The sequence below is a fragment of the Lentibacillus halodurans genome (assembly GCF_900112045.1).
GTDB classification, from domain to species: domain Bacteria; phylum Bacillota; class Bacilli; order Bacillales; family Amphibacillaceae; genus Lentibacillus; species Lentibacillus halodurans.
This window is the reverse complement of record NZ_FOJW01000014.1, coordinates 58,909-72,010: the sequence shown is the minus strand read 5'-3', so window position 1 is coordinate 72,010 and position 13,102 is coordinate 58,909. Positions and strand designations below refer to the sequence as shown.

Here is a 13,102-nt window from a genome sequence, read left to right as displayed (position 1 = left end):
GTTTGAACACGTATTCCCCATTTACAGCCATGATTCGTCCACTGTCGTCTATCATTCGGCTTTTTCCTTTAATACTGCCTCATATGTAGCATAATCCTGTTCTGAAAACAGCACCATCACCACGCTGCCGAAATTATAGCTTTTTAAAAATTCGATGATTGTTTTCAGTGCTGTTTTGGCAGCCAGACTAACCGGAAAGCGGTAAACACCTGTTGAGATCGATGGGAAGGCAATGCTGGAAACGCCTTGTTGCATTGCAAGCTCCAATGAATTCTGATAACAATTGGCAAGCAGGTATTCCTGGTTATCGTGATGTTCCTTCCAAACCGGGCCGACTGTGTGGATCACATACTTTGCCGGCAAGTTATAGCCGCTCGTGATAACAGCTTCACCCGTCGGCAGCTTTTCGTCTTTCAGTTGTTCCTCCCGTATTTGCTTACATTCTGTCAGCAATTCTTTTCCGGCTGCCCGATGAATCGCGCCATCAACACCACCCCCACCCAGCAAAGACCCATTAGCGGCATTAACGATCGCATCCGTTCGCTGTTTGGTAATGTCACCTGTCATTAGCTCAAGTATATTACCGTTTTTGTCCGTTTTCATCCTATCATCCTTCCTTTTTATGTTCATTCTCATCCAAACGAGAAATCGTTTCAACTAAATTCTACTATTTCGTTACATGACGGCATATGTATCAAGTGAAGCTTCATTCAGCGCTTTTTGACCGCTGATAAAAAGAACAAGGCTAAAAACGCAACGTCCGCGAAAAAGGAAAACACTTTTTCTTCGTGCGATGCATTACGATCCCAACTACCCTTATCCTGTGCCTGCGGTTACTCGGCACAACATTGCAAGAAAGCAATTCAAGCAGATATCTTGTTGGAATGTCTTTGACCTGCATCGTGCAGGCCCGAACCGCATCGGATCTTAACGACGCACAGGACGTGCTAGTGGCGATCATGCGACAGGACGTCACGTTATGATCGGCCAGGCCGTTGTTCCCCAATTTTACGAAGGAGATGATTTCATTTGCCGGATTTTTTAAGAAAGGCCTCATTTGAACACCAGTTTTGGCTGCAGGTGCTCGGTGATCACGCAAGGTTCATTCGGGATTCACTCTATCCATCCGAAGAGCACGATATCCAAATAGCCAAACAGTATGTCATCACGTTTGATCAGTTATTAGAACAATCGAGATCGCTGACAGACAACAATGCCATTACCTTTACGAAGCATGCCGAAACAGTGACAGATCAATTCAGAGACTTCAAGCTTTCCATCATCGAACGCCACTTAACCGGGAACATTCATATCCACTTGACCCCTTCATTCCTGAACCACATGGTCAATGAATTGGAGGAATATCAACTGGTCATGGGGTATCTCAAACAGGGAGAGGCACCGCCAATCTTTCATGAACTCCACCACCACATGCTCTGGCTGCTCGACGCATCCGGCCATGCAGGAGCCATCAATGACGAAATGGACCGGGTGGAAAAACGGCTCAAGCAAAAAAGCAAAGGATTTACAAAGCATTTTGAGAACTTTTATTTAAAAGCGGTCGAGCTGACAGGTTATTTACGAGCCAATATCCAAACCTTCCCTGCATTGGAAAGATTCAATAACGATGTGGAGGTTGAAATGACATTGTTCCGGACGTTTCTCCAGGAACTCGAGGAAATGGAACTGTCGGATACGGCATTGAGCAGCTTTTCCGCGCTGATGGCCGACCACATGGCCCGTGAAGAGTGTTATTACTTAATCAAGCTGGCCGAATCAACCAATCATATCCCGCCCAATTGCAATCCTACCAAACCACGGACAACAGGCTGAAAAAGCTGAAACGCTCCTTATACTTTATTTACTAGCCTGTAATGCCGGTTATGGATGTTTGATAGACTAAACATGCGGGAATCGTATGATAACGAATTTCTTAAAAAGGAGTCGTTCATCATGCAACAAATTCTTTTCATCCAAACAGGGAGCGGCATTGACGTCCATGGCCAAAACATTACAAAAGCCTCCGTCCGTGCTGTGGAAGATGCGATTTACTCCAATTCGATGCCCGGAATTGAGCAGCGTCTTCCGGATGGACAGCTTGAAAACATGAAAGTGAATGTCCGTTTGGCAGTACCGCTTGACCGTGATCAGCTGGACATTAACCAGGTGAAAGACGCGATTCCATACGGCGCTGTAACAACAGATGTCACGGACGGCGGGATGGCCACCTCAAGCGGAATCATGCTGGAAGACAAAGATGATGAAAATGATTTGATGTATATTGTCAATGCAGCCGTTGAAGTTGGTTATTAAAGGTTTGTCCCTCTAAAGCCTCTCTTGCAATTAACAAAGGATTTTCTGGTTGGCGGAGGCTGGGACACAATGAAAACTTTCCACGCTAAAGACGAACGATTACAGACAGGGCAGGAAATGCAGCATTTGACTTTTTCAACAGTCACATCCTTATTCATCGTTGATAACGACTGCGAACGCGTGACAATTTGTCTTGGTGTAGCCTTCCTCCAACCTGATTTTAGTTGCGTGCGATCATTCACTTTGGCAGCATACGCGCTTTCCATGGGCACGGCGTCAGTCTCCTCGGAAAGCCAAGACCTCTTTTCTGCGGGGTCTTCGGCTCGTGCTGTTCCCATAGGTGTCTCCGTATGCTGCCTCCAGTCATGTTGGGGTGCTGGTTGTCGAAAGAAAAGAACTTATAGAGCGATATTCATTGAACTTGCTGTCACCTTATGAGAACACGATTCTAAGCCGCGGAAATATGCGACACACCTGGGCAACAGCGTGAGCCGAAGATTCAGTTTTCCAAGTGGTTTTCTTGGCAAAGTTAGTTGAGGCCGTGCCCCCGGAAAGCGCGTATTTTCCCGCAGCGACCATCATGCACTCACCAACAAAAGCATGGAAGTAAGCAAGTTTAAGACCAAGTTACTTCTCCGTTTATCGATCATTCGCAACAAATGTTCAAACATCCCTCAAAAGATAAATCCGAACTGATCCAATCATAGTGGAATCATCGTTCGGATGTATCTTTGGCTAATATATTTTTGTTCCAGCCTCTTACTTACCTATATCTTCACAATGCTGCCTGATTTTGCTGCTTTCAGTATACCGAGCGTCACTTTTAACGAGGATAACGCATCAGTACCTGTTACGATTGGCTCCTGATCTGACCTGACACAATCGACAAAAGCATCAATGACACCACTATTGGTCTGATTATCATTCGTCTGGATTGATTCAAGTTGGTAACGGATAACTTCACCATCTTTTGTCATCACTTCAATCTGGTGCTCAGGATCATGATAAATTTTCATAGTACCATTTTCACAGTAAAGAATGGTGCTATTGTCTTCCTCCCCATAATAAGTCCATGAAAAGGATGCCGTACCCAAACGCTTCTGCTTCGTTTTCAAACTGCATACGATGTTATCGCATACTTCGATTGGTTCGCCGTCTTCATCAACTTTATCAAGCGCTCCCTGAAAAGCACTGACTTGTTCAATTTCATCACCCAATAAATAGTGTACTAAATCTATCTTATGAATACCTAAATCTCCGGCCACGCCTAATCCTGAACGATCTTTTTTAAAAAACCAGGTCGAATTAGATTTATTAACGCCCCAATGCTCCGGTCCCTGGTGTCCAAACGTCGTTTTAAACGTCAGCACTTGACCGAGATCTCCTTTTTCGATGATTTCCTTCGCCTTCTGGTGTGCACGGGTAAATCGCTGGTTATGGTCTACCATTAATTTATTTCCGGATTTCCTTTGTGCCTCAACCACTTCGTTGGCATGCTCCATCGTCAATGCAATGGGTTTTTCACACAATACATGCTTACCGCTCAGCAATGCCTTTGCTGTGAATATGTGATGGCTTTCATTCGACGAACAATCACTTATCACCATTATGGAGGAATCATTCAGCAATTCCTCGACCGTATCGGCAGCATGCCCTTCAAACATGTCGGCAAGTGACTTTGCCCGTTCCGGATTGCGATCATAAAAAACGATATCACTCACATACGGGTTAGCTTTATATTCCGGTGCATGGCGGAATTTTGCAATTGATCCGCACCCGATAATCCCTGCTTTAAAAGTCATAGAATCCCTCCTATTCTCGCTTCTGGAACACCACAGCAATAATAATAATCAGTCCCTTTACAAATCCCTGAAGATGCGGGGAAACATTCATCAGGTTCATCATATTGTTCAGAATACCCAAAATCAGTACTCCAAAAAATGTACCAATCACTTTACCCCGGCCTCCGGTCATTCGTGTACCCCCAATGATAACTGCTGCAATAGCATCCAGCTCATACTGCATACCTGAGCTCGATGAAGAAATCGAATTCAGCCGGGATGTTTCAATAATCGCTGCCACACTTACCAATAGACCTCCCAAACTATAGACCGCCATTTTCACACGATCAACCCGGATTGCAGACAGGAGGGCAGCTTTCTCGTTGCTTCCGATTGCATATACATATCGTCCGAACCGCGTATGATGCATTAATATGTACACAAGCGCCGTCACAATAAGGAAGATAATAATCGGATAATCAATGATCCACAAATCGCTATTAGAAATAGCCGAAAACCCTGAAACTTCCCCCGATATGCTACCGCCATCGGCAGTATATAATGCAATTGATCTTGCTGCAGCCATCATTCCTAAAGTCGCTATAAATGATGCAATCTTTCCTTTTGCAACCATTAAACCATTCAGAAAGCCTGTAAATGATCCAACGAGACATGCTGTAATGATAGCAGCAAAAATACTTCCGGATGCATTCAGGGCCATAACAGTGATCACCCCGACCAATGCCAAGACAGAACCAACCGATAAATCTATTCCGCCCGAAAGCATGATAACCGTCATTCCGAGTGAAACAATCCCTATGATCGATACCTGCATTAAAATGTTCATCTGATTGGTCAGATCCAGAAACCGGGGACTCATGAATGATGCTGCGATAAAAATGATTAAAAAGGCAATGATTACACTATATTCAGACCATAGCCAGGAAAAGCGACCGGTAGCCTTTGAACGCATTGTTTGCTGATAGGCTTCTTGTTTTTTTTCTGGATTAGCCAACGGTAACAGCCTCCTTTTTCGTTCCGGTTGCATAGCGCATCATTTCGTCTTCTGTCGCCTCTTCGCCCTTGAATGTTGCTGCTATTTCTCCCTGATACATAACATACAAGGTATGACAAACCTTCAATAATTCCGGAACTTCAGAAGATAAAACAATCACGCCTTTTCCCTGTTCAGCCAATTCAATAATATCCTGATAAATCTCCCGTTTGGCCCCAACATCAATCCCCTGCGTAGGATTGTCGAAAATGATGATATCCGTATCGACTTCAAGCCATTTTGCAATCACCACTTTTTGCTGATTCCCCCCACTTAATTTATCAATTGTAAGACGGGGGTTTTGCACCTTAATATTCAACTTGTCTTTGTAAAACTCAAACCGCTGTTTTTCAGCCTTTTCCCGGACAAAGCCGGTTTTTTCAAAGTGTCCCATTGACGATAAGCTCATATTATGAATGACATTTAAATCCTTAATGATTGCATTTTCTTTCCGATCTTTAGGTACCAGTCCTAATCCAGCTTTCAGTGCTTTTTTAGGATGGTCTATACGCACTGTTTTTCCGCCAATTTTTATCTCACCTGTATATTTTTTGCGAAAACCAAACAAACTTTCAAACAGTTCAGTTCTCCCGTCTCCCGCCAATCCGGTAAAACCGGCAATTTCTCCCTTCCGGACAGTAAAGTCGATGTCCGTAAAGAAGCCTGGACTGGTTAAATGGCTTACTTCCAATGTGGTCGGCCCCAATGTGTGGTGTTGTAAAAACCGCTCTTCAGAAACCGATTTTCCGATCATCAGATTAGTGATTGTATCCAGCTTTTGTTCCTGCATATGACCGCTCCCGACCATTTTCCCGTCCCGAAGCACTGTATAGCGATCACATACTTCCTGGATTTCTTTCAATTTATGGGAAATATAAATGATGGACACGCCTGATTTTTTCAGGTTTTTCATTAACTCAAATAACCGCCCGACTTCGTGATCTGCCAGGGCAGTCGTCGGTTCATCCATAATGATGAGGGTTGCGTTGCGCAGCAGGGCTTTGGAAATTTCGATCAATTGTTTATACGATGTATCCAGATTTCTCACATATTCTTTCGGATCGATATCAACACCAAGTCTGGCAAGTACATCTTTTGTCTGCTGGCACATCTGTTCCACTTTTACAAATCCCCATTTATTTCGGAGTTCTGCTCCCAAAAACATATTTTCATAGACTCTCAGATCGGATACAACGTTAAGTTCCTGGTGGATAAAACTTATGCCGTAATCCTGGGAAACTCTTGGATCTGTCATTTCTACTTCACTGCCATTGATGTGAATACTGCCTTTATCAGGCTGGTGAATGCCGCCCAATATGTTCATTAAAGTAGACTTTCCAGCTCCGTTTTCACCTAGTAGCGCATGGATTTCCCCGTAATTGACTTCAAAGAAAACATCCTGTAATACAGGAACATGATGAAACGATTTGTCAATACCTTCCATAGCCATAAACGAATTTGTAGACATTTGATGATCGCTCCTTTAGAAAAAAAGGGGGAAATACAATTGGTATAGCCCAGTCACACCGAATTGTATTTCCTTCGTTTTATTTAAAATTTTGAATCCGGATCGTAGTATTCCTCAACATTTTCTTCTGTAACTTCAGTAGCTTCAATGATAACCAGATCATCTTCAGGTTCTTCCCCTTGAGCGATGTCGGCAGCAACGTCAACGCCATCCATGATCATGGTAGGCGGATACAGGAAAGTACCTGAGATTAATCCGTCATCCCTGATGCTTTCAAATACCTCTTTAGCTCCGCCGGCACCCGTCACGAATTGGATATCATCACGTCCTGCTTCTTCAATTGCCTGCACCACACCTAATGCCATCCCATCATCCTGTGTGTATACAGCATCAATTTCGGGTTGTGCCTGTAAAATATTTTCCATTACTTCCAGTGACGTTTCTGTTGAAAAATCACCATCCTGTGATGCTACAACTTCAATGCCATTCTCATCCGCAATCGATTCCTCAAACCCTGCACCACGTTGTTCTGTGACTGAATTTGGCGGTCCGGTGATTTCAACAACTTTCCCTTCGCCATTTAATTGTTCAATGAAATACTTTCCGGCATTTAATCCAATGCCTTCATTATCACCTTTCACAACAACATCTGCTGCATCATTCTCCAGTTCGCGGTCAACCACTACTAAAGGAATCCCGGCATCCTTCACGTTTTGTCCTACCGGTGATAAAGCTGCAGATTCGATCGGAAGCAATACTATGACATCCACTTCCTGTGAAATTAAGTCATCAACATCGTTTGCCTGTTGATTTGGATCCGCAGCATTTGTCATAACATAATCAATACCGTGTTCTTCCTGAATCTCCTCTGCCCGATTTTCTGCATTATCAATGAGAGCACCCATCCAGCCATGTGTAGCAGATGGCAGTGAGATACCAATGGTCAAGCTGTCATCCCCTTCGCCTTCACTACTTCCTTCTTCACTGCAGGCTGCTAAAACAATGACCGTCAATAAAGCCAAACAAAAAATAAGTAACTTTCTCAACAAATTTCACCCCTTTGTTTTGATTAAGACGCTTCCCTTAAATGTAATCGATTACAATTCACATCTAAGGTCAGCGCTCTATTATCAAATTGAATCAATAACAGAACGCTGATCTTAGCTGCATTTATCCTGAAGTAGACTCGCGAATGACCAATTCATGATCTAATATAATACTTTCCACTTGGTCACCCTGTATCTCGCTGATAAGCATTTCTGCAGCAATTGTGCCCATTTTGTGCATTGGCTGCGCAACAGTTGTTAATGTCGGGTGTGTCATGTTTGAAAAATCAATCTTGTCAAACCCTACGATAGCAATATCGTCCGGGACATTTAATCCATTATTGTTGATTTCTTTTAACGCACCGATCGCCAGCATATCTGATACAGCAAATACTGCTGTAGGGCGGTCTTTTAAATTAATAATTTTCCTCATTGCTTGCTGTCCGTACTCAAAACCAATTTGTTGTGTATGGTGAATGTAGTGATCACTTATCGGGATCCCATTTTCTTCAAGTGCACGCCGGTACCCCAATTGACGTTGTCTGGCGTACAGAAATTTCTCATCTGAATTGATCAGGGCAATTTTTTCATGTCCGATTTTGATTAAATGTTTTACAGCCCGATACGCCGCCTCCTCGTTATCGATCGTTACATAGGGAATACCACTTTCAACTGTGTATTCACTGCATTGTATAATAGCATAGGATTCAGCGAGTTCAATCAGTGATTCCACATTGACTGCAGGATCCATGGAAATAATCCCATCAGCCATTTTCTTTCTGACTAAGTCAAAATAAATATTTTCCCGATCAGGATTCGAATCCGTTTCACAAAGAAGAATATTATAATGATGTGTTAATGCAGCTGTTTCAATGCCATTAATAATTTCAGAATAAAATGGATTGGATATTTTAGGAATTAAAATTAACAGAATACGGCTTTCCGAGTTCCTTAAGTTCCTGCCCAGCATACTGGGCTCATAATTTAGTCTTTTGATTGCATCTTCTACTTTGATTCGTGTCTTGGCCGTTACCGTGCCCTGACCGTTTAATACTCTTGATACGGTCGCCACGGAAACGCCTGCTTGTTTCGCCACTTGTTGTATGTTCGCCATTTATTTCTCGTCCTACCTTCTTTGCCTCGAGCTTGATCTGCATTTCGAACCTTATTGTAATCGATTACAATTTATATCATAATACAGCCTTAATTTTCTGTCAATAATATTTTAAAATATTATAAAACTATTGATTTACATACATTTTTTATTTATGGTTATAATGTAATGGTTTACAAATTTTTATATTCTGAAATATATTAGGGAGGTTTTTCAATTGAAATTGGGTGTTTTTACAGTTTTATTCGCTGATAAAAACTTTGATGACATGCTGGACTATGTTGCTTCAAAAGGTTTGGAAGCAATTGAATTAGGGACTGGCGGATTCCCCGGAGATGCTCATTGTAAAATTGATGAGCTGTTGCATGACGAAAGGAAATTACAGCAATTCAAGCAAAAAGTGGCGGATCATGGATTGGTCATCAGTGCGTTAAGCTGCCACGGAAATGCACTCCATCCGCAGAACAAAATTGCAGAACCGGCAGATAGACTGCTGGACAAAACGATACAACTTGCGTCCAAACTTAATGTACCGGTTGTGAATACATTTTCAGGATGTCCCGGTGACCATGAAAATGCTTTATATCCAAATTGGCCAGTAACACCCTGGCCGCACGACTTTCAGGAAGTACTGAAATGGCAATGGGAAGAAAAACTGATTCCATATTGGAAAGAAAAGAACGACTTCGCAGAATCTCACCATATAAAAATTGGTCTGGAACTTCACGGCGGCTTTTCTGTTCACACACCAGGCAACATGCTGCGTTTGCGTGAAGCATGTGGACCGGCTATTGGCGCTAACCTTGACCCAAGCCATATGTGGTGGCAGGGCATTGACCCGATCGAGGCCATTAAAATATTGGGTCGTGAACAAGCTATTCACCATTTTCATGCAAAGGACACGATAATTGATCAGCAAAACATGAACAGGAATGGCCTGACGGATATGACGGATTACGCCCAAATGCGTGACCGTGCCTGGTATTTTAGGACAGTTGGATTTGGACACGATGTCAAAACATGGGCGGATATGATCAGCACATTAAGGTTAATGGATTATGACTATGTCGTGAGTATCGAGCATGAGGATGGACTCATGTCAGTTGATGAAGGATTTACCAAAGCTGTCGAAAATCTTAAACCCGTCATGGTCAAAGAATCTGTCGGGGAAATGTGGTGGGCATAAGCATCCTAATAGACTGATTTTCACAGACGGTTACAGAACAGCCAATTGGTATAAAAATATATAACATGAAACAAATTTCATTGCTCTGTCTAAACATACAAAGAACTGCGGAACCTTTATTTTTGTAATATTTTTCCGCAATTTACATTCGCCGCTGGTACATCATACGCAACAAACTGGACCTATAATAACGATGAGTATACTTTAGACTATCCCGAAGATGGGTATATGAGATATGCTTCTACCATCTCAAATGTTTAATGGTGAATGGTCAGAGGCTACTCTTAATTTTTTGGCTTAAAGGAAGTATCCGATTTAACCCCGTCTGCGGTAAATGTAAATATCCCCCCTGATGATTGATTGCGCACAAGGTTATGATTGTAGAAAAACTATTCAAAAACGGAATGAATCATTGCATGCGATTCATCCCGTTTTTTTACGCTATTCAACTTTAATAACATGAGTTCCTCCAATTAAATCATGAAGACCTCTCTTATCTTCTCTCACAGCTATCATTATGATAGTTACGATGAATGCTAGGCCTATTGTGAGAATACCAATAAAATAGAACCCTATAACCTCTCTCATAAACATTGCTTTAAATGTAACATGGCCGTCATTTATCGGGGGCATGCACCTTAATGCCTTTTTTCGATCTAAAACTCATATGCTGCCAAGGTCGTGGCGATGGAATCTTCAAGTTCTGTATTTGAGTTGCCTAAATAATTGTTAAACATTATCGAAAATACCAGTTCCTCACCATCCTGTGATGTAACATAGCCTGAAAGCGTTGAAACACCGGTTAACGAGCCGGTTTTGGCGACAACATTTCCTTGTGCCGGTGGTTCTGTCATCCGGTACCTGAGTGTTCCGCCAACAAAACGTTCCGCTACACCCGCAACAGGGAGGGATTTTTCAAATGCCGGGAACCAGCTTTCATCTTTGATTGCTGTCAAAAATCCGGACAGTTCATTTGCCGGGATCATGTTTTTATGCGACATACCCGATCCGTCACGCAGCACAATGGTATCACTGTCCATCCCAGCGTCCGTTATAACATCTTCAATGACATCAAGCCCTTCATCCCAGCTTCCTTCACCATTAACTACTTTACCCATTTCTTTTGTCAGAATTTCTCCATGACCATTATTGCTCAGCTTCATGAATGGGATGAACAGTTCCTCCAGCGGTATGGACTCCCTTGAAGTGAGAACTGTTGCATCATCAGGAGCCAGCCCGGTTTTTACGTCACTATTGCCAATAAGTTTCAGACCGTTTTCCTCAAGGGACTTTTTGAAAACATCCAGGGCATATCCGGTTGGCTCCCATACCGAAACCCAGGATCTTGATCTTGTTCCATCAACTGGAATGGTTCCCTCAACGACAATGTCATTTGTCCCATGCTGACGTTCAATCGAAATATCTTTGCTTTCGCCAGCCGCAACCGTTTCAGTATTGTTCATGACCGTAACATAATCTGTTGCCGGCGTAACTGTGATATCCGCTTCTTTTCCGGCTTCATCGGCGGGATATGCCTCAACAATGACGGTTCCTGCATCATAATCTTCATTCGGTGACAAGGTTAAAGCAGAAACCTGCGCACCTGTGTAGAACGGTTCATCCGACCAATTCAAATCCTGTGAAAGGCGCACATCATCATACCGGCTGTCATCACCGATCAAGTCGCCTTTTATTTTTTGGACACCTTTTTCTTTCAAGTTGGCAGCAAATTGATCAAGATCCTCCTTCATTAAAGTTGGGTCACCGTTCCCCTTCAAATACAAATTTCCATGAAGGACTTGCCCTCTTACATCTCCATCTGTCAGTACTTCGGTTGTAAATCGATAGTCCGTTCCTAACGTTTCCATGGCTGCTGCACCTGACAGCAGCTTCATGTTGGAGGCAGGATGGAGACGCAGATCGCCATTCCGTTCGTATAGGATCTCCCCGCTCTCAGTCTCCCGAACACTGACACTGACACTTGTTCCTTTAAGACTGTCATGACTGAGAATTTCGTCAAGCTTGTCCGTTAGATTGCCACTTTCCTCCATTATCTCTGCCGTTTCTCCGGATGCCGATACGAAAGATTGATCTTGCTTGGCAAATGGCATAACAACAACCATTGCCAATAGGAAAAATAGAAATAATCTCTTCCCGTAATCTTTCACAATCATTTTATCTTCACACCCTTTTATTATTGGAATATTTTAATTATAATAAAATATAATATTCATTTGTTCCTTGATCAGGAAAATCATTCTTTTCAACTATATAAAAATTAGAAATTAGTCTATTATAGCCGGGCGAAATGAACCATAAATTCAATACCGGTTATATGCGAGATACAGTTTAATTTCATTCAGGAGGCGCATAAAATGTTCTTATTTGAAATTGATCACGAAATAGCACTAAAACACCTTGAAACACACGACGCGACTCCTTTGTTCCAGTTAACAGACAATTCCAGGGAACGTTTGCGCGAGTGGCTGTCATGGGTCGACAATACAAAAACAGAGCATGACTCCAAAGCCTTTATTGAATCAACGATGAAATTATTTGCCGATCGGAAAGGATTGACAACCGGTATTCTTTATCATGGGGAACTTGCTGGTGTGGCAGGTTTTAATCATTTCGATTGGCAAAATGGCATAGGATCTATTGGCTACTGGCTTGGCAGCAATTATGAAGGAAAAGGAATCATGACCCGTGCTGTCAGCGGTCTGATTGATTATGCTTTTTATTCGCTGGAACTGAACCGGATTGAAATACGGGCAGCTTATGACAATAAAAAAAGCCGGGCCATTCCGGAGCGGCTCGGGTTTGTGCGGGAAGGCCAAATACGGCAGGCGGAGTGGCTGTATGACCATTTTGTCGATCATGTCGTATATGGCATGCTGGCATATGAGTGGGAAGAACGCAGACGTTAAAGGCACAAAAGAACATTTATAAAACCAAAATCCGAACAAACAAAGCAAGGTATACCCCGCTGCTGAAATCTACTTGGTGCTCGTCGTCGTGTTGAATGAGATTTCGGAGAAGCAGTACTCCTCGCAACTCGCAGTTTACTCGGTGGATGTTTCGCTCGTCGCTTTCCGCGGGCGGCTGGTGAGCCTTCGCATGCATTCGCACTGCGGGGTCTC

Annotated in this window: 12 protein-coding genes; 4 read left to right on the top strand and 8 right to left on the bottom strand. The window is 42.9% G+C overall.

What is annotated here, in order from left to right; translation table 11 throughout:
• Window positions 1-51: 51 nt before the first annotated feature.
• Window positions 52-603: an O-acetyl-ADP-ribose deacetylase gene (locus BM195_RS15045; protein WP_090240368.1), complete on the bottom strand. Its 552-nt coding sequence runs from the start codon at window positions 601-603 to the stop codon at window positions 52-54.
• A gap of 426 nt (window positions 604-1,029) precedes the next feature.
• On the opposite strand from BM195_RS15045, the gene BM195_RS15040 reads away from it, so the two are divergent.
• Together BM195_RS15040 and BM195_RS15035 are read left to right on the top strand one after the other, a co-directional pair.
• Complete coding sequence (locus BM195_RS15040; protein WP_090240365.1) at window positions 1,030-1,833, top strand: DUF2935 domain-containing protein; 804 nt, start codon at window positions 1,030-1,032, stop codon at window positions 1,831-1,833.
• A 120-nt stretch (window positions 1,834-1,953) separates the two neighbouring features.
• Window positions 1,954-2,313 (top strand): Lin0512 family protein, encoded by a 360-nt coding sequence (locus tag BM195_RS15035; protein ID WP_090240362.1) that lies wholly within the window; start codon window positions 1,954-1,956, stop codon window positions 2,311-2,313.
• A 767-nt stretch (window positions 2,314-3,080) separates the two neighbouring features.
• Here BM195_RS15035 and BM195_RS15025 read toward each other — a convergent pair.
• The 5 genes from BM195_RS15025 to BM195_RS15005 all read right to left on the bottom strand — a co-directional run bounded on the left by BM195_RS15025 (window position 3,081) and on the right by BM195_RS15005 (window position 8,776).
• Window positions 3,081-4,115 carry a Gfo/Idh/MocA family protein gene (locus BM195_RS15025; RefSeq protein ID WP_090240357.1) on the bottom strand — a complete coding sequence of 345 codons (1,035 nt, stop codon included), beginning with the start codon at window positions 4,113-4,115 and terminating at the stop codon, window positions 3,081-3,083.
• Window positions 4,116-4,125: 10 nt separating this feature from the next.
• Complete coding sequence (locus tag BM195_RS15020) at window positions 4,126-5,109, bottom strand: ABC transporter permease (RefSeq protein WP_244535780.1); 984 nt, start codon at window positions 5,107-5,109, stop codon at window positions 4,126-4,128.
• Entirely contained in the window at window positions 5,102-6,616 is a 1,515-nt protein-coding gene (locus tag BM195_RS15015; RefSeq protein WP_090240355.1) for a sugar ABC transporter ATP-binding protein, read from the bottom strand. Before BM195_RS15015 ends, BM195_RS15020 begins: the two co-directional genes overlap by 8 nt.
• Window positions 6,617-6,699: 83 nt before the next feature.
• Complete coding sequence (locus BM195_RS15010; RefSeq protein ID WP_090240352.1) at window positions 6,700-7,662, bottom strand: substrate-binding domain-containing protein; 963 nt, start codon at window positions 7,660-7,662, stop codon at window positions 6,700-6,702.
• A 124-nt stretch (window positions 7,663-7,786) separates the two neighbouring features.
• The gene (locus BM195_RS15005; protein WP_090240347.1) at window positions 7,787-8,776 is read right to left on the bottom strand and encodes a LacI family DNA-binding transcriptional regulator; all 990 of its coding nucleotides are present in this window, start codon (window positions 8,774-8,776) and stop codon (window positions 7,787-7,789) included.
• Between the two features lie 217 nt (window positions 8,777-8,993).
• Here BM195_RS15005 and BM195_RS15000 point away from each other — a divergent pair, with 217 nt between their 5' ends.
• On the top strand, window positions 8,994-9,962 hold the full coding sequence (locus BM195_RS15000; protein WP_090240345.1) for a sugar phosphate isomerase/epimerase family protein: 969 nt from the start codon (window positions 8,994-8,996) through the stop codon (window positions 9,960-9,962).
• Between the two features lie 441 nt (window positions 9,963-10,403).
• On the opposite strand, the gene BM195_RS19220 is transcribed toward BM195_RS15000, so the two are convergent.
• The gene (locus BM195_RS19220) at window positions 10,404-10,595 is read right to left on the bottom strand and encodes an RDD family protein (RefSeq protein ID WP_090240343.1); all 192 of its coding nucleotides are present in this window, start codon (window positions 10,593-10,595) and stop codon (window positions 10,404-10,406) included.
• 23 nt (window positions 10,596-10,618) lie between these two features.
• Complete coding sequence (gene dacB / locus BM195_RS14990; protein ID WP_090240340.1) at window positions 10,619-12,136, bottom strand: D-alanyl-D-alanine carboxypeptidase/D-alanyl-D-alanine endopeptidase; 1,518 nt, start codon at window positions 12,134-12,136, stop codon at window positions 10,619-10,621.
• A 201-nt stretch (window positions 12,137-12,337) separates the two neighbouring features.
• Here dacB and BM195_RS14985 point away from each other — a divergent pair, with 201 nt between their 5' ends.
• Window positions 12,338-12,889, top strand: coding sequence for a GNAT family N-acetyltransferase (locus BM195_RS14985; protein ID WP_090240338.1), 552 nt, complete (start codon window positions 12,338-12,340; stop codon window positions 12,887-12,889).
• The last annotated feature ends 213 nt before the right edge of the window (window positions 12,890-13,102 follow it).

Excerpts from the sequence above, each read along its gene's own strand:
- BM195_RS15045 (WP_090240368.1), bottom strand. The coding sequence starts at position 603 with ATGAAAACGGACAAAAACGGTAATATACTTGAGCTAATGACAGGTGAC.
- BM195_RS15035 (WP_090240362.1), top strand. The coding sequence starts at position 1,954 with ATGCAACAAATTCTTTTCATCCAAACAGGGAGCGGCATTGACGTCCAT.
- BM195_RS15025 (WP_090240357.1), bottom strand. The coding sequence starts at position 4,115 with ATGACTTTTAAAGCAGGGATTATCGGGTGCGGATCAATTGCAAAATTC.
- BM195_RS15015 (WP_090240355.1), bottom strand. The coding sequence starts at position 6,616 with ATGTCTACAAATTCGTTTATGGCTATGGAAGGTATTGACAAATCGTTT.
- BM195_RS15005 (WP_090240347.1), bottom strand. The coding sequence starts at position 8,776 with ATGGCGAACATACAACAAGTGGCGAAACAAGCAGGCGTTTCCGTGGCG.
- BM195_RS19220 (WP_090240343.1), bottom strand. The coding sequence starts at position 10,595 with ATGCCCCCGATAAATGACGGCCATGTTACATTTAAAGCAATGTTTATG.
- dacB (WP_090240340.1), bottom strand. The coding sequence starts at position 12,136 with ATGATTGTGAAAGATTACGGGAAGAGATTATTTCTATTTTTCCTATTG.
- BM195_RS14985 (WP_090240338.1), top strand. The coding sequence starts at position 12,338 with ATGTTCTTATTTGAAATTGATCACGAAATAGCACTAAAACACCTTGAA.